Source organism: Burkholderia seminalis (assembly GCF_001718535.1).
Lineage (GTDB): Bacteria > Pseudomonadota > Gammaproteobacteria > Burkholderiales > Burkholderiaceae > Burkholderia > Burkholderia seminalis.
On the sequence record NZ_CP013400.1, the window covers coordinates 1,107,257 to 1,128,657 of the forward strand.

At 67.6% G+C, this 21,401-nt stretch carries 21 protein-coding genes and 1 pseudogene; 17 read left to right on the forward strand and 5 right to left on the reverse strand.

Annotated elements, in window-relative coordinates; all coding sequences use genetic code 11:
• Window positions 1–9 precede the first annotated feature (9 nt).
• The 3 genes and pseudogenes from WJ12_RS25730 to WJ12_RS25740 all read left to right on the forward strand — a co-directional run.
• Window positions 10–1,032, forward strand: a complete 1,023-nt coding sequence (locus WJ12_RS25730; RefSeq protein ID WP_034185904.1) for a DUF2891 domain-containing protein — start codon at window positions 10–12, stop codon at window positions 1,030–1,032.
• 115 nt (window positions 1,033–1,147) lie between these two features.
• Entirely contained in the window at window positions 1,148–1,471 is a 324-nt protein-coding gene (locus tag WJ12_RS25735; protein WP_034185905.1) for a hypothetical protein, read from the forward strand.
• 32 nt (window positions 1,472–1,503) lie between these two features.
• A pseudogene (locus WJ12_RS25740) lies at window positions 1,504–1,761 on the forward strand (aldehyde dehydrogenase family protein); the annotation flags it as partial.
• Window positions 1,762–1,803: 42 nt separating this feature from the next.
• On the opposite strand, the gene WJ12_RS25745 reads toward WJ12_RS25740, so the two are convergent.
• A complete protein-coding gene (locus WJ12_RS25745; protein WP_059558259.1) occupies window positions 1,804–4,053 on the reverse strand; it encodes a TonB-dependent receptor in 2,250 nt (749 codons plus the stop codon).
• 323 nt (window positions 4,054–4,376) lie between these two features.
• Here WJ12_RS25745 and WJ12_RS25750 point away from each other — a divergent pair, with 323 nt between their 5' ends.
• Window positions 4,377–5,441 carry an asparaginase gene (locus WJ12_RS25750; RefSeq protein ID WP_049028893.1) on the forward strand — a complete coding sequence of 355 codons (1,065 nt, stop codon included), beginning with the start codon at window positions 4,377–4,379 and terminating at the stop codon, window positions 5,439–5,441.
• 101 nt (window positions 5,442–5,542) lie between these two features.
• Here the strand turns inward: WJ12_RS25750 and WJ12_RS25755 are convergent, their stop codons facing one another.
• On the reverse strand, window positions 5,543–6,517 hold the full coding sequence (locus WJ12_RS25755) for a LysR family transcriptional regulator (protein ID WP_034185909.1): 975 nt from the start codon (window positions 6,515–6,517) through the stop codon (window positions 5,543–5,545).
• Window positions 6,518–6,658: 141 nt separating this feature from the next.
• On the opposite strand from WJ12_RS25755, the gene aspA reads away from it, so the two are divergent.
• Window positions 6,659–8,065, forward strand: coding sequence for an aspartate ammonia-lyase (gene aspA, locus WJ12_RS25760; RefSeq protein WP_034185910.1), 1,407 nt, complete (start codon window positions 6,659–6,661; stop codon window positions 8,063–8,065).
• A 76-nt stretch (window positions 8,066–8,141) separates the two neighbouring features.
• On the forward strand, window positions 8,142–9,647 hold the full coding sequence (locus tag WJ12_RS25765; RefSeq protein ID WP_059558257.1) for an amino acid permease: 1,506 nt from the start codon (window positions 8,142–8,144) through the stop codon (window positions 9,645–9,647).
• Window positions 9,648–9,699: 52 nt separating this feature from the next.
• Here the strand turns inward: WJ12_RS25765 and WJ12_RS25770 are convergent, their stop codons facing one another.
• Window positions 9,700–10,383, reverse strand: coding sequence for an alpha/beta hydrolase (locus WJ12_RS25770; protein ID WP_059558255.1), 684 nt, complete (start codon window positions 10,381–10,383; stop codon window positions 9,700–9,702).
• Window positions 10,384–10,451: 68 nt separating this feature from the next.
• Here WJ12_RS25770 and WJ12_RS25775 point away from each other — a divergent pair, with 68 nt between their 5' ends.
• The 7 genes from WJ12_RS25775 to WJ12_RS25805 all read left to right on the forward strand — a co-directional run bounded on the left by WJ12_RS25775 (window position 10,452) and on the right by WJ12_RS25805 (window position 16,562).
• Window positions 10,452–10,655, forward strand: a complete 204-nt coding sequence (locus WJ12_RS25775) for an antitoxin (RefSeq protein WP_059558253.1) — start codon at window positions 10,452–10,454, stop codon at window positions 10,653–10,655.
• Window positions 10,652–11,059: a type II toxin-antitoxin system VapC family toxin gene (locus tag WJ12_RS25780; protein ID WP_059558252.1), complete on the forward strand. Its 408-nt coding sequence runs from the start codon at window positions 10,652–10,654 to the stop codon at window positions 11,057–11,059. The genes WJ12_RS25775 and WJ12_RS25780 overlap by 4 nt, the downstream gene beginning before the upstream one ends.
• Window positions 11,060–11,459: 400 nt before the next feature.
• Window positions 11,460–13,847, forward strand: a complete 2,388-nt coding sequence (locus WJ12_RS25785) for an MCP four helix bundle domain-containing protein (RefSeq protein ID WP_059558250.1) — start codon at window positions 11,460–11,462, stop codon at window positions 13,845–13,847.
• A gap of 22 nt (window positions 13,848–13,869) precedes the next feature.
• Entirely contained in the window at window positions 13,870–14,598 is a 729-nt protein-coding gene (locus WJ12_RS25790; protein ID WP_059558643.1) for a methyl-accepting chemotaxis protein, read from the forward strand.
• On the forward strand, window positions 14,595–15,185 hold the full coding sequence (locus WJ12_RS25795; RefSeq protein ID WP_059558248.1) for a hypothetical protein: 591 nt from the start codon (window positions 14,595–14,597) through the stop codon (window positions 15,183–15,185). The genes WJ12_RS25790 and WJ12_RS25795 overlap by 4 nt, the downstream gene beginning before the upstream one ends.
• 22 nt (window positions 15,186–15,207) lie before the next feature.
• Window positions 15,208–16,167, forward strand: a complete 960-nt coding sequence (locus tag WJ12_RS25800; RefSeq protein WP_059558246.1) for a chemotaxis protein CheX — start codon at window positions 15,208–15,210, stop codon at window positions 16,165–16,167.
• Between the two features lie 29 nt (window positions 16,168–16,196).
• A complete protein-coding gene (locus tag WJ12_RS25805) occupies window positions 16,197–16,562 on the forward strand; it encodes a response regulator (protein ID WP_006486240.1) in 366 nt (121 codons plus the stop codon).
• Window positions 16,563–16,599: 37 nt separating this feature from the next.
• On the opposite strand, the gene WJ12_RS25810 is transcribed toward WJ12_RS25805, so the two are convergent.
• Entirely contained in the window at window positions 16,600–17,121 is a 522-nt protein-coding gene (locus WJ12_RS25810) for a DMT family transporter (protein WP_049028900.1), read from the reverse strand.
• Between the two features lie 90 nt (window positions 17,122–17,211).
• On the opposite strand from WJ12_RS25810, the gene WJ12_RS25815 reads away from it, so the two are divergent.
• The 4 genes from WJ12_RS25815 (at window position 17,212) to WJ12_RS25830 (ending at window position 20,421) form a co-directional block, all read left to right on the forward strand.
• Window positions 17,212–18,117 (forward strand): LysR family transcriptional regulator, encoded by a 906-nt coding sequence (locus WJ12_RS25815; protein ID WP_059558245.1) that lies wholly within the window; start codon window positions 17,212–17,214, stop codon window positions 18,115–18,117.
• Window positions 18,118–18,271: 154 nt separating this feature from the next.
• Window positions 18,272–18,853, forward strand: coding sequence for a hypothetical protein (locus WJ12_RS25820; RefSeq protein ID WP_059558244.1), 582 nt, complete (start codon window positions 18,272–18,274; stop codon window positions 18,851–18,853).
• Window positions 18,854–18,863: 10 nt separating this feature from the next.
• Window positions 18,864–19,316 carry a DUF3592 domain-containing protein gene (locus WJ12_RS25825; RefSeq protein WP_034185920.1) on the forward strand — a complete coding sequence of 151 codons (453 nt, stop codon included), beginning with the start codon at window positions 18,864–18,866 and terminating at the stop codon, window positions 19,314–19,316.
• Window positions 19,317–19,467: 151 nt separating this feature from the next.
• On the forward strand, window positions 19,468–20,421 hold the full coding sequence (locus WJ12_RS25830) for a hypothetical protein (RefSeq protein ID WP_059558242.1): 954 nt from the start codon (window positions 19,468–19,470) through the stop codon (window positions 20,419–20,421).
• 15 nt (window positions 20,422–20,436) lie between these two features.
• On the opposite strand, the gene WJ12_RS25835 is transcribed toward WJ12_RS25830, so the two are convergent.
• Window positions 20,437–21,318 carry a LysR family transcriptional regulator gene (locus WJ12_RS25835; RefSeq protein WP_034185922.1) on the reverse strand — a complete coding sequence of 294 codons (882 nt, stop codon included), beginning with the start codon at window positions 21,316–21,318 and terminating at the stop codon, window positions 20,437–20,439.
• Window positions 21,319–21,401: the final 83 nt, after the last annotated feature.

Consider the following 21,401-nt stretch of genomic DNA (forward strand, 5'->3'; position numbering starts at 1 on the left):
GAGACCCTCATGACCGACCGACTCACCCCCGAACTCGCGTCGAAATTCGCGTCGCTCGCGCTCGCGCACCTGACCCGCGAATATCCGAACAAGCTCACGCATGCGCTCGCAGGCCCGCACGACGTGCAGGCGCCGCGCGCGCTGCACCCGATCTTCTACGGCAGCTACGACTGGCATTCGTGCGTGCACGGCTACTGGCTCGTGCTGCGCGTGCTCGAACGCTATCCGGCGTTGCCGGAGGCCGAGCGCATCGTCGCGACCGTCGATGCGCATTTCACCGACGCGAACGTCGCCGGCGAGCGCGCGTATCTCGCGCTGCCGCACAACAGCGGCTTCGAGCGGCCGTACGGCTGGGCGTGGCTGCTCGCGCTGTCGGCGCAGCTCGAGCGGCTCGCGCTGAAGGGCGCGCTGCCGCAGGCCGCGCGCTGGGCGAAGACGATCGCGCCGCTCACCGACCTGTTCGTGTCGCGCTTCGAGACCTTCCTGCCGAAGGCGACCTATCCGCTGCGCGTGGGCACGCACTTCAACACCGCGTTCGCGCTGGCGCTCACGCTCGACTTCGCGCGCGACACGCAGCGCGACGGGCTCGCGGCGCTGATCGTCGATACCGCGAAACGCTGGCACCTGAACGACGTCGCGTGCCAGGCGTGGGAGCCGTCGGGCGACGAATTCCTGTCTCCCGCGCTGATGGAGGCCGAGCTGATGCGGCGCGTGCTGCCGGCCGCCGAATTCGACGGCTGGTTCGCGCGCTTCCTGCCCGATCTCGCACGCGGCGAGCCGGCGACGCTGTTCGAGCCGGCGACGGTCAGCGACCGCAGCGACGGCAAGATCGCGCACCTCGACGGGCTGAACCTGAGCCGCGCGTGGTGCCAGCGCGCGCTGGCCGGCGCGCTGCCGGAGGGCGATGCGCGGCGCGTGAAGCTGCTCGACGCGGCCGACCGGCATCTCGCGAGCGCGCTCGCGCACGTGGCCGGCGACTACATGGGCGAGCACTGGCTCGCGACGTTCGCATTGCTCGCGCTGGACGCGTAGCGCGCGAAACCCCGCAGGCGGCAAGGTCTTCGGCGCGCGGCTATACTCGCCGCTCGGGCGGATTCGCGCAGCATGCGTTGCGCGAATCCGCCCTCCGCCAGTTCGCCGCCTCGCCATGGACAAGCTCATTTCCTACGTCGCCGCGATCCACGGGCTCGCGGGCCCGGTGTCGATCGTGTCGCATGTCACGTCGCACGACCGCTGGACCGACGACGACGTCGAGGTCACGCGCGACGAAACCGAATACCGCTTCGACAACGGCGCGATCGTGCGCCGCTCGGTCGAGCAGGACCGCGCGCCGTCCGATCTGCTGTGCGCCGAATGCTGGATCGACTACGACGTGCTCCACCATCCCGATGCGCAACCGATCAGCCCGTCGCGGCTGACGTTCGACAACGCGTGCCGCGAAACCTTCTGGCTGCGCTACCACCTCGCGTGAACGGGTGTCCGGCCGACGCCGGCGCTTCGCGCATCGACGAAGCGATCCGGATGTCGAACGGCACCGGCCATGCGCTGTCGTCGTCGGTGTGCACGAACCGCTTCGACCACATCACGCGCTTCGTCACCGAGTTGGAAGTCGGCAGCATGAACGGGCGCGACGTGCCGGGCTCTCGGCTCGAACCGACACCGTTCGGCGGCGTGAAGGATTCGGGGCTCGGGTACGAGGAAGGCGTGCAGGAAGCGATGAAGCGCTTCACGAACGTGAAGACGTATTCGCTGCCGCGGTGAGCAGGGAGGGGCAGGGCGCATCGCGCCCGCCCGCCTGCGGCGTCATTGATAGAAGTTGAGCGTGACCATCGCCGAGCGGCCCGGCGCCCACGTCGCGTAGATCGGGTACGCGCTCGCGTAATACTTCTTGTCGAACAGGTTCTGCACGTTCAGCTGCACGTCCATCGTCTTGTTCACGCGCCACGTCGCGGCCGCGTCGAAGCGCGCATAGCCGGGCGTCCACTTCTTCACGGTCGGCGACACCGATGCATAGGTCTTGCTCATCACCGTCGCGCCCGCGCCGAGCGTCAGCTTCGGCATCACGTCGTAGCTCGTCCACAGCGTGAAGCTGTGCTTCGGCACCATCACCATCGGCAGGCCCGAGCCGCCCGGATTGCCGGGGCCTGCATCGACCGTCACCGCATTCAGGTACGTGTAGCCGCCGAACACGTGCCACTTGTCGGTCACGTTGCCGGCGAAACCCAGCTCGGCGCCGCGCACGCGCTGCTTGCCCGCGTTGATCGTGTGGCCGAGGCCGTCGCTGACCTGCGCGTTGGTCTTCTCGGTGTCGAACAGCGCGGACGTCAGCGACAGTTGCTGGTCGATCACGTCCCACTTCGCGCCGACCTCGATGTTGCGCGTGCGCTCGGGCGACAGGTTCTGGTTGTTCGCGGTGATCTGGTCGGTACCGCCGCCGAGGCCGCCGTTCGAACCGGGCGGGTTCGACGACGTGCCGTACGACGCATACAGGCTCACGGTGCGCACCGGCTTGTACACGAGGCCGAACTGGTAGCTGAACAGGTTCGACGTGTTCGACAGGTCGGCGGCGCCGGCCTGTTTCGCGGTCAGGTCGTAGCGGTCGAAGCGCAGCCCCGCGTTGAACAGCCACTGCTCGGTCAGCTTCACCGTATCGAACAGGTACGCCGACGCGGTGGTCGTGCGCGTGTTGGTGGTCGCGCCGGGGAAACCCTTGTCGCCGTTCAGCACGATGTTGCCGGTCCACGGCATGTTCGGGTTCCAGCCGCCGGAAATCGGCGCGCAGAACGCGGGCGACGTGACGCAAATATCGCCGGTGCGCAGGTTCGTGCCCGATGCATCCGTGACGAGGTAGCCCTCGTAGCGGTTCTGCTCCTGGCTGAATTCCACGCCGGCGGTCATCGTATGCTGCATGCCGAACAGGTTGGTGCGGCCGGTGATCTCGGTCTGGTTCGCGATGCCGTTCGTCGCGTACTTGCCGCTCTTGGCCTGCATGCCGAGCCGGTCCGGATACCGGGTCGAGATCTGCGGATTCGTCGCCACGTAATCGAGCGTCGTGCGCCCGAACATCGTCGTGTTCTTCAGTTTCCAGTCGTCGTTGAGCTTGTGCTCGACGCGTACTTCGCCGGTGTCGGTCTGCCCGTAGCGGTAATCGCGCGTGTTCAGCCCGAAGAACTGACCGCGGTCGGTCGGCACCGGCGTGCCGCCCGACGCGCGGAACGGCACGCTGAAGTCCGGCATGTCGTACGCGTTCATGTGGTAGTAGCTGACCGTGACCGTGGTCGGCGTGTTCAGCCCGAACACGATCGATGGCGCGACGCCCCAGCGCTTGTTGTACACGTCGTTGCGGCCGGCCTGGTTCGCGTCGTGACCCATCACGTTCAGCCGCACGGCCGTCGTGTCGTTGATCTTGCGGTTCGCGTCGACCGTCGCGCGCTTGTAGCCGTCGGTGCCGAAGCCGATGCTGCTGTTGACGAAATTGTCGTTCTTCGGCGTCTTCGTGACGATGTCGACGCTGCCGCCCACCGAGCCGCGGCCCGCATAGACCGAATCGGGGCCCTTGATCACGCTGATCTGCTCGACCGCGAACGTCTCGCGGTTCTGCAGCCCGGAGTCGCGCATCCCGTCGACGAAGATCGAGTTGCGCGATTCGAAGCCGCGGATCACCGGGCGGTCGGCCGACGGGTTCGCGGCCGCATCGCCGCCGAGGAACGTGATGCCGGGCACCGAGCGCAGCGCGTCCGCGAACGACGTGACGTTCTTTTCCTTGATCAGCTGCTCGGGGATCACCGTGACCGAGCGCGGCGTATCGAGCAGCGGCGCGGTGAACTTGTACGACGGCGAGCGCTTCACCTGCATGTCCGACAGCGCGGACGACTGGACCGCGATCGTCGGCAGCGTCGCCGGTGCGTCGGCGGCCGGCACGGGCCGGTCGGCGGCAGGGGCGGGAACGGTAGCGGGTGCGGTTGCGGCGGAAGCGAGCAGCGGTGTCAGGAAAACGGAGCAGGTCAGCGCCGACACGAGGGCACGAGGCCTCGTCTTGAACTGGGCGGGCATATCGGGAAGCAGCGGAAGGTTCGGTGATTGGGTGCGTTTTCTCGATGTGGGCCGCACGGGCCGAAACATCGGAAGACGTCAATGTAAATGCGTATGATTCGCGTTTGCGGTCGCAATTGTACGGATTGGCATCAAATATGTAAACGATCGAAGGGTTGTTGTACGTATCCGGTCAGGCTTTCGTGGGGGCGCGATCACCTTTGCGTCGCGTGCAACACCGCTTTCCATCGTCGGGACGGCGCGCGGCGGCAGCGACTCGCTACACTGCCGTACCGGTTGGACGGGCCCCGGCAATCAGGCCCCGAGCAAGGAGACAAGACACGATGGAGACCCCACGCGCAGCGGTTGTCACATACCGCGGCAACGCGATCGAGAACACGCACGTCGCCCATGTAGCGGTGGTCGATGCACGCGGCAGGCTGCTGGCCCGATTCGGCGATCCGTTCCGGATGACGCTGGCGCGGTCGGCCGCCAAGCCGGCGCAGGCGCTGTCGGTGATCGAGACGGGCGCGCCGGAGCGCTTCGGTTTCGACGATGCGGACATCGCGCTGATGTGCGCGTCGCACAGCAGCGAGGAGCGTCACATCGAACGGACGCGGGCGATGCTCGCGAAGGTGGCCGCGCACGAATCGGACCTGCGTTGCGGCGGCCATCCGCCGCTGTCCGAGGCGGTGTACCGATCGTGGATCAAGCGCGACTACACGCCGACCGGCGTGTGCAGCAACTGTTCGGGCAAGCATGTCGGGATGCTGGCGGGCGCGCGGGCGATCGGCGCGCCGATCGCCGACTACCATCTGCCCGACCATCCGATGCAGGTGCGCGTGAAGCATGGGGTGGCCGATGCATGCGGGTTGCGCGACGACGAGGTCGACTGGGGCATCGACGGGTGCAACCTGCCGACGCCGGCGTTCCCGCTGGATCGCCTCGCGCGTCTTTACGCGTCGCTGGCCGACGGTGCGGACGCGGTGGAAGCGGGCGGCGGCGCGCTCACCGATCGGGTCCGCGCGCTGGCGCGTATCCATCGTGCGATGACGGCCTATCCGGAACTCGTCGCGGGCGACGGGCGCTATTGCACGGTGTTGATGAACGCGTTCGACGGGCAGGTGGTCGGCAAGCTCGGCGCCGATGCGTGCTACGGGATCGGCGTGCGCGCCTCGGAACGCACGCGGCAGCTCGGCGCGGATGGCGCGCTCGGCATCTCGGTGAAGATCGAGGACGGCAATCTCGACGTGCTCTACATGGTCGTCAGCGAAATCCTCGAGCGGCTGCGGATCGGCACGGACGCGCAGCGCGCGCAACTGGCCGGCTTTCACCGGCCGCGGATGCTCAATACGCAGGGCGTCGAGTTCGGGCACGCCACGTTCCCGTTCGAATTGCAGGCGGTCTGAGCGGCGCGGATGCGCCGCTGCCGACGGCCCGCCACCCGGGCCGTGCGCGGCGGCGGGCACATGCCTGCCGGCCGGCGCCGACGTGAACGCGGGCGCGGGCGCTACGTGCGCGCGCCGCGAATCTTCGCCAGCTCCAGCGCCGACAGCTCGCCGATCTGCGCGAGGTGTTCCGCGAGAAAGTCCTTCAGCACGCGCAGCTTCGCCGAGCTGCGCCGGTTCGCCAGATACGCGATGTAGATGTATTCGCCGGTCAGCCGGTTCTGCAGCCGGTAGCGCGGCAGCACGGCTTCGAGCCGGCCGCTCGCGAGCAGGTCGCGCACCAGCCAGATCTCGAACTCCGCGATGCCGAGCCCCGCGCAGGTCGCTTCGAGCAGCAACTCGGAATGATCGGTGACGAGATTGCCGGCCGGCAGCACGCTGTGCCGGGCGTTGCCGTTCACGAAATCCCAGCGCGGATCGCCTTCCGGATGCACGTAACGCAGGCAGTTGTGGTGCTTCAGGTCGTCCGGCGACGCCGGGCGGCCGCAGCGGTCGAGATAGCCGGGTGTCGCGCACAGGATGCTGTCGTTGCGCGACAGCCGGTGGACGACCAGGTTGTCCAGGTAATTCTCGCCTTCGTGAATGTCGAGATCGTAGCCGCCGGCCACGAGGTCGTTGTGGTTGTCGGTGAGCCGCACGTCGAGCTGGATGGTCGGATAGCGCGCGAGAAACGGCGCGACCAGCGGCGCGAGATGGCGGCGGCCGAACGCGACTGGCGCGGTGAGCTTCAGCGGGCCGCTCGGCTGCGCATTCAGCTCGGCGACGACGCGCAGCGTGTCGTCGAGATCGGCGATCAGCGTGACCGCGCGTTCCAGGTAGATATGGCCGGCCTCGGTGAGCGTCACGCTGTGCGTCGAACGATGCAGCAGCGCGACGCCGAGTGCGTCCTCGATCGCCGTCACCTTGCGCGCGACGGTCGACGTCGACACGTGCATCTCCTTCGCGACCGCCGAAAAACTCCCCGTTTCGACCACTCTCACGAACGCACGCATCGCGCCCAGGTGATCGATGCCGGTTTCTCTCGCGCCTTTTTTCATTCGCTTCTCGCTGTTGCGTCCCACGCAAAACCGCTTTCGATAATACAGAAGCGAGCTTGTTTTTGCAAAGGCATAGAATGCGAACCCGTCGCGTCGGGAAGCGGCGGACGACGAGCGGCACGAGACACTCAGGAGGGCACGATGACAGAAAGCGGCTTCCGCGTCGAAGCGGATCTTTTAGGTAAACGAAGTATCCCGGCTGACGCCTATTACGGTGTCCATACGCTGCGCGCGAAAGAGAATTTCGACATCACGGGCCGCACCATTGCTTCGCTGCCGTACCTCGTGCTGGCGCTCGCGGCCGTGAAGGAAGCGGCGGCCGACGCCAACTGCGAGCTCGGGCTGCTGCCGCGGCCGTATCGCGATGCGATCGCCGCCGCGTGCGTCGAGATTCGCGAAGGGCGCCTGCACGACCAGTTCGTCGTCGACGTCATCCAGGGCGGCGCCGGCACGTCGACCAACATGAATGCGAACGAGGTGATCTGCAACCGCGCGCTCGAAATCATGGGGCACGCGCGCGGGCAGTACGAATACCTGCACCCGAACGAGCACGTCAATCTCGCGCAGAGCACCAACGACGTCTATCCGACCGCGATCCGTGTCGCGACGTGCTTCGCGGTCGAGCACCTGCTCGAGGCGATGGCGCGGCTGCGCGATGCGTTCGCCGAGCGCGCCGACGCGTTCGCCGGGCTGCTGAAGCTCGGCCGCACGCAGTTGCAGGACGCGGTGCCGATGACGCTCGGCCAGGAATTCTCGACCTACGCGGTGATGCTGACGGAAGACATCGCGCGGCTGCAGGAAGCCGGCTGGCTGATTCGCGAGATCAATCTCGGTGCGACCGCGATCGGCACGGGGATCACCGCGCATCCGCAGTATGCGGAGAAGGCGCTGGCCGCGCTGCGGCGCATCACCGGGCTCGACCTGAGCACCGCGCCGAACCTGATCGAGGCGACGCAGGATTGCGGCGCGTTCGTGCAGGTGTCGGGCGTGCTCAAGCGGATCGCCGTGAAGCTGTCGAAGATCTGCAACGACCTGCGGCTGCTGTCGAGCGGCCCGCGCGCCGGCTTCGGCGAGATCAACCTGCCGCCGGTTCAGGCCGGCTCGTCGATCATGCCCGGCAAGGTGAATCCGGTGATCCCGGAAGTCGTCAACCAGGTCGCGTTCGAGGTGTTCGGCAACGATCTGACCGTGACCTTCGCGGCCGAGGCCGGACAGCTTCAGCTCAACGCGTTCGAGCCGGTGATCGCGAGCGCGCTGTTCCGCAGCTTCAGCCATTTGACGGCCGCATGCACGACGCTGGCGGAGCGCTGCGTGAGCGGGATCACCGCGAATCCCGAGCGGCTGCGCGAAACGATGGAGCGCTCGGTTGCGCTCGCTACCGCGCTGAACCCGTACATCGGCTACAAGCGTGCGACGGCCGTCGCCGCCGAAGCGCACGCCACCGGCAAATCGATCCGCGAGGTCGTGCTGGAACACGCGCTGATGACTCCCGCGCAACTCGACGAGGCGCTGCAACCCGAAGCCCTGATCCGGCCGCGCGTGCTTTGACGCCGGCCGGCGCACGGCCGTACCGAAAGCGCCCCTGAGCGGGGCGCGACACACCAAGAAATAACGGAGACTCTCGATGAAACACACCAGCGAGCGCCCGGCCGATGCGGCCGGCGGCGCGGATTCCCGCCATGCCGATCCCGATGCGATGTTCGCGTCGCACGAAGCCGGCTATGCGAAGCAGTTGAAGCCGCGGCACGTGCAGATGATCGCAATGGGCGGCGCGATCGGCACGGGCCTTTTTCTCGGCGCGGGCGGGCGCCTGCAAAGCGCGGGGCCGGCGCTGGCGCTCGTGTATCTCGTGTGCGGCGTGTTCGCGTTCCTGATCATGCGCGCGCTCGGCGAGCTCGTGATGCACCGGCCGACCAGCGGCAGCTTCGTGTCGTATGCGCGCGAATTCATGGGCGAGCGCGCCTCGTTCGTCGCGGGCTGGATGTACTACCTGAACTGGGCGACGACCGGCATCGTCGACATCACCGCGGTCGCGATCTACATGAAGTACTGGGCCGTATTCACCGACGTGCCGCAATGGGTGTTCGCGCTCGGCGCGCTCGGGATCGTGTCGGTGATGAACATGATCGGCGTGAAGGTGTTCGGCGAGATGGAATTCTGGTTCTCGCTCGTCAAGGTCGGCACGCTCGCGGTGTTTCTCGCGGTCGGCGCCGTGTTCCTCGCGAGCGGCCATCCGGTCGCCGGCCAGGCGACGGGGCTTCACCTGGTCGCCGACCATGGCGGGATCTTTCCGCACGGCATCCTGCCGGCCGTGCTGATCGTGCAGGGCGTCGTGTTCGCGTACGCGAGCATCGAGCTCGTCGGCGTCGCGGCGGGCGAGACCGCCGATGCGCGCAAGGTGCTGCCGAAGGCCATCAACAGCGTGATGTGGCGCATTGCGCTGTTCTACGTCGGCTCGGTCGTGCTGCTGACGATGCTGCTGCCGTGGACCGCGTACAGCTCGCACGAAAGCCCGTTCGTCACGTTCTTCAGCAAGCTCGGCGTGCCGTACGTCGGCACGGTGATGAACGTGGTGGTGCTGACGGCTGCGCTGTCGAGCCTGAACTCCGGCCTCTATTCGACCGGGCGCGTGCTGCGCTCGCTCGCGATGGGCGGCTCGGCGCCGCGTTTCGTGTCGCGGATGAACGCGCGCGGCGTGCCGTACGGCGGGATCCTGATCACGGTCGCGATCAATGCGATCGGCGTGCCGCTGAACTACATCGTCCCGGCGCAGGCGTTCGAGATCGTGCTGAACATGGCGTCGCTCGGGATCATCACGACGTGGGGTTTCATCGTGATGTGCCAGATCCTGTTCCGCCGCGCGGTCAATCGCGGCGAGATGAAGGCCGTGTCGTTCCGGATGCCCGGCGCGCCGTTCACGTCGTGGCTCACGCTCGCGTTCCTCGTCGCCGTGCTGGTGCTGATGGCGTTCGACTATCCGGGCGGCACGTGGACGATCGCGACGATTCCGGTCGTGGTGCTTGCGCTGGTGGTCGGCTGGAAGCTGACGAAGCGCGGTGCCTTGCGCGAGCAGGCGGTTGCCGCGCCCACAGCCGCGCACGTCGTTGCGGATCCCGCGCGGAACGTGTGACGGCATCCGCCGGGAACGCCGGTCCGTGCTCGGGCCGGCGTTCCCGGTGCGGTCAGTTCAACCCGGTGCGCTCGCCGACCCAGCGGCCGAAGTCGCCCGCCATTTCCGCCGTCAGTTCGTGGCCGGCCGCGTACAGCCGCGTATCGTGCGCGACGCCGAGCGCCGTGAGTTTCGCATCGGCCGTGTCGGCCCAGGCGACCGGCAGCTTGTCGTCGAAGCGGCCGTGGACGATCAACGCATGGAGCGGGCGAAGCGCATCGCGCGGCGCGATCAGCGGATCGATTTCCGGCAGGATGCGCCCGCACAGCACGGCGAACGCGCTGACGTCGTTCGGCGAAGTCAGCGCGACGCCGGCGCTCATGATGCCGCCCTGGCTGAAGCCGGCGATCACGGTCGGCAACGCGGCATCCGCGTCATCCCGCGCACGGAAGGCGCGCAACAGCGTGATCAGTTGCATACGGCTGGCGTCGGCGCGGGCCGCATCGATTTCGGGGCCATTCGGGCCGAAGCGCACCGGAAACCACGCGTGCTGATTGGGGCCGAACGTCAGCGGCCCGCGCAGGAACGCGATTTCGATGCGCGGATCGATCACGCTGGCCACGTTCAGCAGGTTGGTTTCGTTGCCGCCGACGCCGTGCAGCAGCAACAGGCGCGCGGCGGGGCGGCCGGCAGCCGGGCGCAGCCGGTACTGGAGGCCCGAATCGGGGTCGGTGGTCAGCGGCAGGACGTCGGTCATCGCGTGGGTCCGGAAAGGGGAACGATGCGACAGTCTAGAGCGGCCGGCGCGGTGAGGGAATCACCGGGATGGCGATTGATTGTTTCCTGATGGGAATGAATCGGGCCGAGGTTCGGATTCGGCGCCACGGCGCGTCGGTCGTGCTCGAACCGGTGCCGCATGACTGGGCATGGCTGACGCCGCTGATCGGCCCGGTCGATGCGGACTTCGAGGCGGCCGCGGCAACGCAGCCGTTCGCGCAGGAGCGCACGAGTCTGGATGTGTTCGAATGAAATTCCTGCCGGATACCCACGCGGTGATTGCCGTTCTCAAAGGCGAGCCGGCCATGCTGGGCCGCCTGCGTTCGTACCAGCCGGCTGATTTCGGGATGCCGGCGATCGTCGCGCACCAACTCTATTTCGGCGCGTACAAGAGCCAGCGAGCGGCTGCGAATGTCGCGCGTGTCGAGGCGCTTCAGTTCGAGGTCGTGTCCTTCGATGTCGAGGATGCTCAGCATGCCGGCGAGATTCGTGCGCACCTGATGGCGGCCGGTACGCCGATCGGTCCATACGATGCCTTGATAGCCGGGCAGGCACGCGCCCGGCATCTGGTGCTCGTCACGCACAACGTTCGCGAATTCGAGCGGGTACCGCGACTGCAATTCGAAGACTGGTTTGCCGAGCCGTGCGAACATTGAACGGCCGATCGTGCCGGTTCGACATTCACGAACCTGCGGCGCGAACGCGGCTTCGATTGCAAGAGCTGCCAAAACAAACAGGCTCGTAAATAATACGCAAACGTTTTACCGGCATTCAATAAAATCGATTTTGCGGATCATGAATAAAACAATGAATATCCGCCACTTCAAAAATTCGGCAAATCATGCAGCCATACCTGCATTGGCGGCGCGAAGTTAACGGCCAATCCGGAAAAAACTTTAGGCTTTTCCCGCCGCAATTATTCATTGCAATTTCCTCAATGAACGATTGATTTACGGTCATCGGACAGTCATACACCATCCCCGATAATTCGGCGCTCACATTCTTTCAATAGACCAAAGGGCGATCGAAGCCGGATCGCTGCGGGGAGCTGGCCTCATGACCATCCGTCATCGCATTACGCTGCTAGTCGTCCTGACGTTCTTCGCGCTGTCCGCGATCGGCATCTATGCCGTGTACCAGACACGCAAGAGCGCGTCCGAGGTGCGTCAGGTCACCCAGGGCATCGTGCCGAGCGCGCTCGCGTCGGCCGATCTCGTCGCCGACGTGAAGAACATCCAGATCGCGACGATGACGCTCGTCTACGCGCCCGACGCGAACACGGCCGCGCAGGCGCGCGACGAGCTGAAGGCGAAGCAGGCCGCGCTGCGCGCCGCACTCGACGTGCAGGCGAAATCGGCGGTCGGCCATGCGCAGGAGGGCCTCGTCGCGCAGGCGAAGGACAGCGCCGCGAACTATTTCGCGGCGATCGACGACACCGTGAAGATGAAGGCGGACGGCAAGGCCGAGATGGCGCAGGCCTACCTGTTCGCGAACGTCGCGCAGTATCGCGACGAACTCGAGAGCATCGTCGGCACGCTGCGCGTCGAGAAGAACCGCCAGAAGGACGACGCGATCAGCGCGCTGAACGGGATGCTCGCGACGACGGCGACCGCGATCGCGGGCGTCGCCGGCACGGTGATCGTGCTGCTGACCGCGCTCGGCTTCGTGCTGTATCGCCAGATCACGCGCCCGCTGATCGGGATGCAGACGGCGATGAGCGAGATCGCGACGAGCCAGGATTTCACGCGCCGCGTGCCGGTGGGCCGGATGGACGAGATCGGCCATTCGATCGTCGCGTTCAACGGGATGATCGAGAAGATCCAGGAGAACGCCGCGCAACTCAAGCAGAAGACGGCCGACATCCAGGCGATGCTGCAGAACATGCAGCAGGGGATCCTGACCGTCGTCGAAGGCGGCGTCGTGCATGCGGAATATTCGGCGTACCTCGAAACCATCTTCGAGACGAACGACATCGCCGGGCGCGACCTGATGGCGCTCGTGTTCGACGATTCGGCGATCGGCGCCGACGCGCGTTCGCAGGTCGATGCGGCCGTGCATGCGTGCCTCGGCGAGGACAGCATGAACTTCGAGTTCAACGAACACCTGCTCGTCAACGAAGTCGCGAAGCGCATGCCGGACGGCCGCGAGAAGTGGCTCGACCTGAGCTGGTCGGCGATCACCGACGAGACCGACACGGTCGTGCGGCTGATGCTGTGCGTGCGCGACGTGACCGAGATCCGCGAGTTGACCGCGCAGGCGGGCGAGCAGCAGCGCCGCCTCGAGATGATCGGCGAGATCCTGTCGATCAGCCAGGACAAGTTCCACGACTTCGTGCACAGCGCGAAGGGCTTCCTGAGCGAGAACGAGCGGATGATCCGCCAGCACGAGCGCGCCGATCATTCGATCGTCGCCGCGCTGTTCCGCAACATGCACACGATCAAGGGCAACGCGCGCACGTACAGCCTGCAGCACCTGACGAACATCGTTCACGAGGCCGAGCAGGCGTACGAATCGCTGCGCCGCGCGGACGGCGGCCCCGAGTGGAACCGCGACGCGCTGATGGACGACCTCGCGCGCGTGCGCGATGCCGTCGAACACTACGCGACGATCAACGCGGTCACGCTCGGCCGCAGCGGTGAGCCGGCGCAGGGCGGCGCCGAGTTCCTGATGGTCGAACGCGCGCACATCAGCGAAAGCCTGCGCGTGCTCGACGGCGCCGATCCGGCGAACGTGGCCGACTGGCACGCGGCACGCGATGCCGTGCGCCGCATGCTGAGCCAGCTCGGCACGCAGGGCATCGGCGACGCGCTCGGCGGCGTGATCGAGTCGCTGCCGTCGCTCGCGGCCGAACTCGGCAAGCCGGCGCCCGTCGTGCATGTCGACAGCCACGGCCAGCGCGTGCGCAGCGAGATCGCCGCGACGCTGAAGAACGTGTTCATGCACCTGCTGCGCAACGCGATCGATCACGGCATCGAATCGTCGGAGGAGCGGCGCGCGGCCGGCAAGCCGGCGTCCGGCACGATCGACATCGCGGTCGGCGTGGGCGGCGGCGAGCTGTGGTTCGTGCTCGGCGACGACGGCCGCGGCCTCGCGCTCGACCGGATCCGCGGCATCGCGCGCGAGCGCGGCTGGATCGAGGCCGGCAACGAAGCGGGGCTGTCCGACGAGGATGTCGCCGAGCTGATCTTCCGGCCGGGCTTCTCGACCGCGCAGACGGTGACCGAGGTGTCGGGGCGCGGCGTCGGCATGGACGCGGTGCGCAACTTCCTGAAGCGCGACGGCGGCAATATCGCGCTGCGCTTCACCGACGATCGCGCCGGCGCGCCGTACCGCGCGTTCGAGACGATCGTGTCGCTGCCGGCGCGCTTCGCGGCCGACGGCGCCGCGCACGACGCGCCGCACGAGCAGCGGGCGCGCATCGCGGATATCGGCGCGGCGGAGTGACGACGTGATCGTGCAGGCGTGGATGATTCAGGCGGCCGTCGCGCTGGCGGGCGGTGCGGTCGTCGCGGTGACCGCGGCGATCGTGTTTCGCGTGATGCGCGGGCGGCTCGTCGCGGCGATGGAACATGACGCGGACACGTTGCGCGGCGCGCTCGATGCGGCCGAAGCGCGTGCGCAAGCCGCGGTGTCCGCGCACGCGGCGGCAGCCGACGCCTGGGCGCAGCGCGAGGCGCAGCTCGAGGAAGCGCTGGCGCGCGAGGCGTCGGTGGCCGGCGCGCAGCGTGATGCGCGGCAGGCGCTGTTTGCCGAGCGCGCGGCGCTCGCGCAGCATGCGATGAAGATCGCCGACGAAGCCGCGCGCCTGCGCGGGCTCGCCGGCACGTTCGAGCGCTGGCACGAGCAGATGATCTCGCTGACCACGCAGAACCACGACATGCGCGCGAAGAACCAGGAGCTGTCGGCGATCGTCGCGCACGTGTCGATCGTGTCGCTGAACGCGTCGATCGAGGCCGCGCGCGCGGGCTCGGCCGGACGCGGCTTCTCGATCGTCGCGAGCGAGGTGCGCGGGCTGGCCGCGCGTTCGCAGCAACTGTCGAACAGTTATCGCGACAGCCTGAACCGCAACGATCTCGTGACGGCCGCGACGTTCCAGGACATCCAGGCCGGCGGCAAGATGATCACGGCCGCGCTCGCGACCGTCGAGACGCTGGCGGGGCAGCTGCACGCGCGCATCGAAGGAGAGGCGGCGTGATCAGCGCGCAGGCCAGGGCCGGTTTCGAACGGATCTTTTTCGACGCGGCGCGCACGCGGCTCGCGTCCGGCGGCGCGTGCGACATCCGGCCGGCCGCCGGCCACGAGCACGACGAACACGACGGGCACGATCGCGTGCATGCGAGGTCGCGGTCGGCGCCGAAGGTGCCCGAGCATGTCGCGGTACTGACGATCTCGGCCCTGCATTTCCGCCTGCTGCTCGCGCTGCGCTTCAACGACGACGACGCGACACGACGCCATTTCGCCGGCACGACGGCGGGCACGGGCAGCCAGCGGCCGCTGCCCGAAGCGTTCATGGAAGTCGCGAACCTGTGCTGCGGCGCGATCAACCAGGCGCTGACCGCGCCGTTCCCCGATCTCGGGATGTCGACGCCGTATTTGCTGAGCGGCGCGAGCATCGACTATCTGCCCGTGCTCGCACCCGATTACGTGGCCGCGTACGACCTCACGCTCGACGGCGACGTGCGGGTCGGCGCGACGCTGTGCGTGTGCGCGAACGCGCCGGTCGATTTCCAGGTGCCGGAAACGGCGGCGGTGGATACCGGCGGCGAGCTCGAACTGTTCTGACCGACCACGAGGAATCCGCGAGATGACCCAAGACCAACCCGTCAGCAAGGTGCTCGTGCTCGACGACAGCCGCGCGCACGCCGACGCGATCAAGCGCTTCTGCGGCGAGCACAACCTGGTCGGCCTGACCGTGCGGCGCAGCCGGCTGCTGAAGGTGCTGCGCTCGAACATCGACCTCGGCGCGATCCTGCTGGCCGAGGATTACGGCGGTTCGCCGGCCGAGAGCGCGATCATCGCCACGCAGATCGATGCGCTGCGGCCCGAACTGCCGATCATCCTGCGCCGCGAATCGCTCGCGTCGCGCGACGGACTGCCCGATGCGCTCGCGCGCGTGGCCTGCGCGGCCTACGTCGCGGACGACATGACGCCGCTCGAGCGCGCGATCGACGAATACCTGTTCGGCCGAGATTATCCGAACGCGCTCGTGCGCGGCATCTCGGAGATCACCGAGGCGCGCATCGACAGCCTGTTCCCGGGCATGGCGATCGAGCACGAAACGCCGTGCATCGTCCGCGACCAGATCATCTTCGGCGAGGTGTTCAGCCTCATCGCGCTCGAAAGCGCGTGGTGCCGCGGCTACATGCTGCTGCAGACGAGCGAGCAGCCGCTGCTCGACATGATCGGCGGCACGCGCGGCGAGGGTCGCGCGCCGGATTTCCGCGACGTGAACAGCGTGCTCGGCGAACTGACGAACCTCGTGTGGGGCGCGTTCAAGAACCGCTATCTCGGCGACGCCGAGGCACTGGCGCGCCATCCGGTGCAGGTGCCGCTCGTCGTCAACCACAAGCAGAAGTTCATCTCGTTCGGCGGCGACTGTCCGCAGCTTTGTTTCAAGTACCGGATGACCGATCCGCGATCGGGGCGCGCCGTCTGTCTCGACCAGCGCTTCGTGTTCAGCCTCAGCTGGTCGCCGGAGGATTTCCGCGAATCGGTGCAGGACGTCGGACCGATGGTCGAGTCGGGTGAACTCGAACTGTTTTGAAGTCAGCAACAACGAAGGAGGAATACGACATGGCAAAGATTCTGGTGGTCGACGATTCGGGCACGGTGCGCGACGAGGTCGCGGGTTTCCTGCGCAATCACGGGCTCGACGTCGCGACGGCCGTCGACGGCAAGGACGGGCTCGCGAAGCTCAAGGCGACGCCCGGCGTGCGCCTCGTGATCAGCGACGTGAACATGCCGAACATGGATGGCCTGACGATGGTCGAGAAGATCCGCGGCGAACTGGCGAACACGGCGGTCAACGTCGTGATGCTGACGACCGAAAGCAGCCCGGCGATGAAGGAGCGCGGCAAGGCGGCCGGCGTGAAGGGCTGGATCGTGAAGCCGTTCAAGGGCGACGCGGTGCTCGACGCGCTGAAGAAGCTCGCGGGCTGACGCACGGCCGGCCGCCGCGGGCCCGTGACCTTCGCGGTCAACGCTGCGGCTCGGGCCGCGCGGCCGCCGCGTTGCCTGCCGCAACCGGCGCGGGCGTTTGCCATTGCACGACGATCATCCCCGCGAAGATCAGCGCGACGCCCGCGATGCGGCCGGGCGTCGCCAGCCGCTGCGCGAGCCCCATCAGCCCGTAGTGGTCGATCAGCAGCGATGCGAGCATCTGCCCGGCGACGACGCAGACGATGAAGGTCGTCGCGCCGAGCCGCGGCGTCAGGATCAGCGCGAGCGTGATGTAGATCACGCCCGCGAGGCCGCCGAGCCACATCCACAGTGGGCGCTGCAGCGCGTCGCCGACGAGCGGTGCGTGCGCACGCGTCGCCAGCAGTACCGGCAGCACCGCGAGCAGGCTGACCGTCAGCGACGCGACGCTCGCCCACAGCGGGTGGCCGAGCGCACGCCCGAGCGCGGCGTTGCTGCCGCCCTGCAGCGGCACGAGCGCGCCGGCGACGAAAGCCGCGACGGCGAGCGGGAGCGTGGCGAAGGAAAGCGAAGTCGTCATCTTGGTCGGTCTTGAAAGGATGTCGAAAAGAGTGTCATCCATTAAGATGGTGAATGGAAATTCGTCTTTCGGATGTCATGTATTCGTGCAATGAATAATCTCGCCCGTATCGACCTGAACCTGCTCGTCACGCTGCATGTGCTGCTGAGCGAACGTCACATCTCGCGCACGGCGCTCCGGCTGCACCGGAGCCAGCCGGCCGTGAGCCACGCGCTCGCGCGGCTGCGCGAGATCTTCGGCGATCCGCTGCTGGTGCGGCGCGCGGGCCGGCTCGAGCTGACCGCGCGCGCGAACGAACTGGTCGAGCCGCTGAACGACGTCCTCGGGCGGCTCGGCGCGCTGATCGAGCCGCCGGCGTTCGATCCGTCCGCGGCCACGCGCGTCTTTCGCATCGCGATGTCCGACTACGGTGCGCGGATCGTGCTGCCCGCGCTCGTGAAGACGTTGCGCGCCGACGCGCCGGGCATCGAGCTGATCGTGTCGCAGGGCACGCGCGAGGCGATGCGCATGCAGTTGATGGACGGCGAGGTCGATCTCGCGCTCGGCGTGCTGCCCGCATTGCAGCGCGACCTGCATGCCCAGCCGCTGTTCGTGGAGTCGTTCGCATGCGTGGCCGACGCGAGCCGCCTGCCGCGCCGCGGCGAACTCGCGCTCGACGCGTGGCTCGCGCGGCCGCACGCGCTCGTCGCGATGCGCGACGGGATGGACAACGAGGTCGATCGGGCGCTCGCGCGGCTGCGGCACGAGCGGCACATCGCGGTGATCCTGCCGTTCTGGAGTGTCGCGAACGACCTGATCGCGGGTACCGATCTCGTGCTGACCGTCGCGCGCCGCAACCTCGACCGCGTGCGCGACGACGCACGCCTGCGCGTGTTCGACCCGCCGTTCCCGATCGATTCGTTCGAATTCGCGCAGCACTGGCATGAGCGCCGGCATGGCGACGCCGCACACATCTGGCTGCGGCAGACGATCGCGCGCGTCGCGAGCGGCGGGTAGCGGTGTGGCAGTGATGTGGCAGCGGCGATTGCGGGCGCAACGATTTACAGCGTACCGCGATGTCCGTATCCTGCCGGAGGCCGAGGGCGGCGTGCCTGCGCATCGCGCGCGGCATGCCCGGCGTCTGCAACAATCGGGAACGGAATCCCTTCCAATGAAAATCGGAGTCGATCAGGCCGCGCGCGTGCGCGGCGCATGCGTGACGCTGATGGCCGCGCTGGCCGGCGGATGCGCAGGCACCGGGCAGCAGGCGCCGCAGGCGGACGTCGGCAACGGTTCGTCCTACACGTGCCATCCCACACCGGTCGACGGGCAGGCGACGGCCGGAAGGGGCGTCAACGGCTGCTATTTCGTGCTGTACGATCCCGCGACGAAACAGGCGCTGCCGAACACGCGCTATGCATTCGCGCTTTATACGAGCGCCGCCCAGGACAGCCGGGAACTCGAAGTCGAAGGCGCGACCGACGCGCAGGGGCGCACGATCTACATGCGTTCCGCCGCGCCGATCGATGCGTCGCGCATGATGCTCGTCCGCATGATCGGCGATGGCCCGACAGGGCGGATTCCGGTGCTGGTCCGGCCGACCGACGGCAAGCGCATCCCGTTCGCGCCGTACAAGGTCACGGGGTGCAACGGGCCATACGAAGGCGTGACCGACGAAACGGGGCGCGGCGTGATGTACCGCTGCAAGACGCAGTCGCGGATCGACGTGTCGTTCCATCAGTCGCGTCCGTAGCGCGAGACGCATGATGTCCGCATCCGGCCGCGCCGCAACCCAGCACGTCGAGACGCTGATCGCGAAGGGCATCGTCTTTACCGTCCTGGGCACGTGCATGCTGATCGGCGCCACGCTGGGCGCGCAGTCGACGCGCGAATTCCTGCGCACGTCGGTCGTCGTGCCGGGGCGCGTCATCAAGCTGAACGCAGGCCCGCATCATCCCGAGATCGCGTTCACGACACACGCGGGTGAGCATGTCGAATACGCGCAGGGCGGCGACGTCAGCGTGCAGGACGGCGCGACGGTCGAGGTGCGCTATGCGCCGGACGCGCCGAGGATGACCGCACGGATGAATACGTTCGGCGCGATCTGGGGCGATGCGCTGACAATCGGCGGGATGGGCGCGGTTTTTTTCGTCGTTGGCGTCGGTCAGTTGTGGTCGGGCGTGCGCGCATGGCGCAGCGGGCGCAAGCGGAGGTGATCGCCCGCCGCGCGCCGAAACGTGTCGAACCCCGCAAGCAGAACATCATGGATTCCGTCATGAGGCCGCGGGCCGATCCGGTTGTCACGCACACGATTGCATGTACGGTATCGCAGTACGTCGCCTCGTTACTTCACAGGACTCTTCCAGCATGACAATTCGCTTGATGCCGTGGCTCGTCGCGATCGGCGCTGCATTTGCGGGCTTCGCCGCGCACGCGGCGGGTACGGCGCATTCGCTCGACCAGGTGCCCGGGACGTTCGATGCTCCCGAAACCCGCGCCGCGTATGCGCGCGACATGACCGGCGCGCCGGAAGGGGACGGTTTCGGTGTGCGCCTGCCGCCCGGCTTCACGAAGGAAGGGCTGGTGGCACAGCTTGTCCCGGGCCAGCCGCTTGCGCGTGTCGTGCTGGTCGGCGCGAAACCGTGGCCGCAGCGCCCCGGTGCGTTCGTTGCGATCGTTTGTGCGGCACCGACCGACGAGCTTGCGCGCGAGGCGCTGCGATTTCGTGCACCCACCGAGTGTGAAGGGTTCGAGCGCCACGCCGATGCCGACGACCAGAAGGAACGGGTCTGGCTGGGCGTGTTCGAGCGCGGTCCGGACGGCGTGCCGCGCCTCGTCGCGCGTACCGAACAGCCGCTCGAGCAGGCGACCGACTGGAGCAACACGAATCTCGACAGTCCCGACTACCTTGAGCAGACGACGCGACCGGGTGATCTCGCGTTACGGCCCGAGCGGTGGTCGCGGTTCGATCTCGCGCCGTATACGCTGCGGGCGGGCGATGCGGCGTTCGGGGTGCGGGCGAGCTGGTCGATCGGTTATTCGGGCGGCGGCGCATCGTTCGAGGCGCTGTACCTGTTCCGGATCGACGGCAAGACGCTGCGCGTCGTGTTCGCGCAGCCGATGATGTTCTACCGGGATATCGCCGGCGATTGGCATCGCGACGGCACGCGCGATCACGACATCACGGAAGGCAGCAATACGCTGAGCATGCTGCCGACTTCGACGGACGGCTTCCGGGACCTGCAGTTACGCGAGCGCGGCGGCAAATGGCGCCGGACGTTTCGATGGTCTGCCGCGGATGGCGAGTATCGGCCGCGCTGACGCCCGGGCGGCCCGTTACGGGGCAGTCGCCGCGGCGGTCGCGAATTCGTCGACGACGGCTTCGATCACGGCCTGCACGCGCGCGGTCTTGTAGAGATCGGCATGGGCGACGAGCCATACGTCGAAGTGATTGCAGCGCCGCGTCATCAGACGCACCAGTTCCGGCTCGGCATCGGCGCGAAAGCACGGCAGTTCCGCAATGCCGAGCCCCGCCAGCGTCGCTTCCACCAGCATCATCGTCGACGACGTCTGGAACATCACGCGGCCGCGCGACGTCGGTTCGCCGCACAGCGCGTCCCACATCGTCGGCACGACCGGCTGCTGGTACATCACCAGGTCGTGCCCGTCGAACGCGCTGCCCGCGACCGGTTCGCCGCGCTCGGCCAGGTAGCGGCGCGAGGCATAGATCCCCGTTTCGAGATGCCCGAGCCGCCTGACGATCAGGTCCGGCGATTCCGGCCGCAACGTGCGGATCGCGAGGTCCGCTTCGCGGCGCGTGAGGTTGGCGATTTCCGCTGAAGTCACGCAGACGACGTCGATGCCGGCATGTTTGCGCCGCATGCGGGCGATGGCGGGCACCACGAAACGCTTGCCGAGCGAGTCGGTCGTGGCGATCCGCACGGATCCGGCCAGTTGCTCGTCGAGCCCCATCACGCGGCGTTCGATCGTGAGCGACGCCCGTTCCATCGTTTCGGCCGGTTCGAGCAGCGCTTCGCCGGCGGTCGTCAGCACATAGAGGGTCGGCGTGCGGAGAAACAGGCGGGCCGACAGTTCCTCCTCGAGCGCGGCGATCCGGCGTCCCACCGTCGCCTGATCGACATTCAGCTGCGCCGCGGCGCCGCGCAGCGTGCCGGTGCGCGCCAGCGCGAGGAAGAAGCGGGCGTTGTCCCAGTTCATGCGGAGCGATTGTGTCATCGGGCGGGCGGCGGCGGACGGGAACGGGTGATGCAGATCTGCATCAGGCAAATGCGAAATTATCA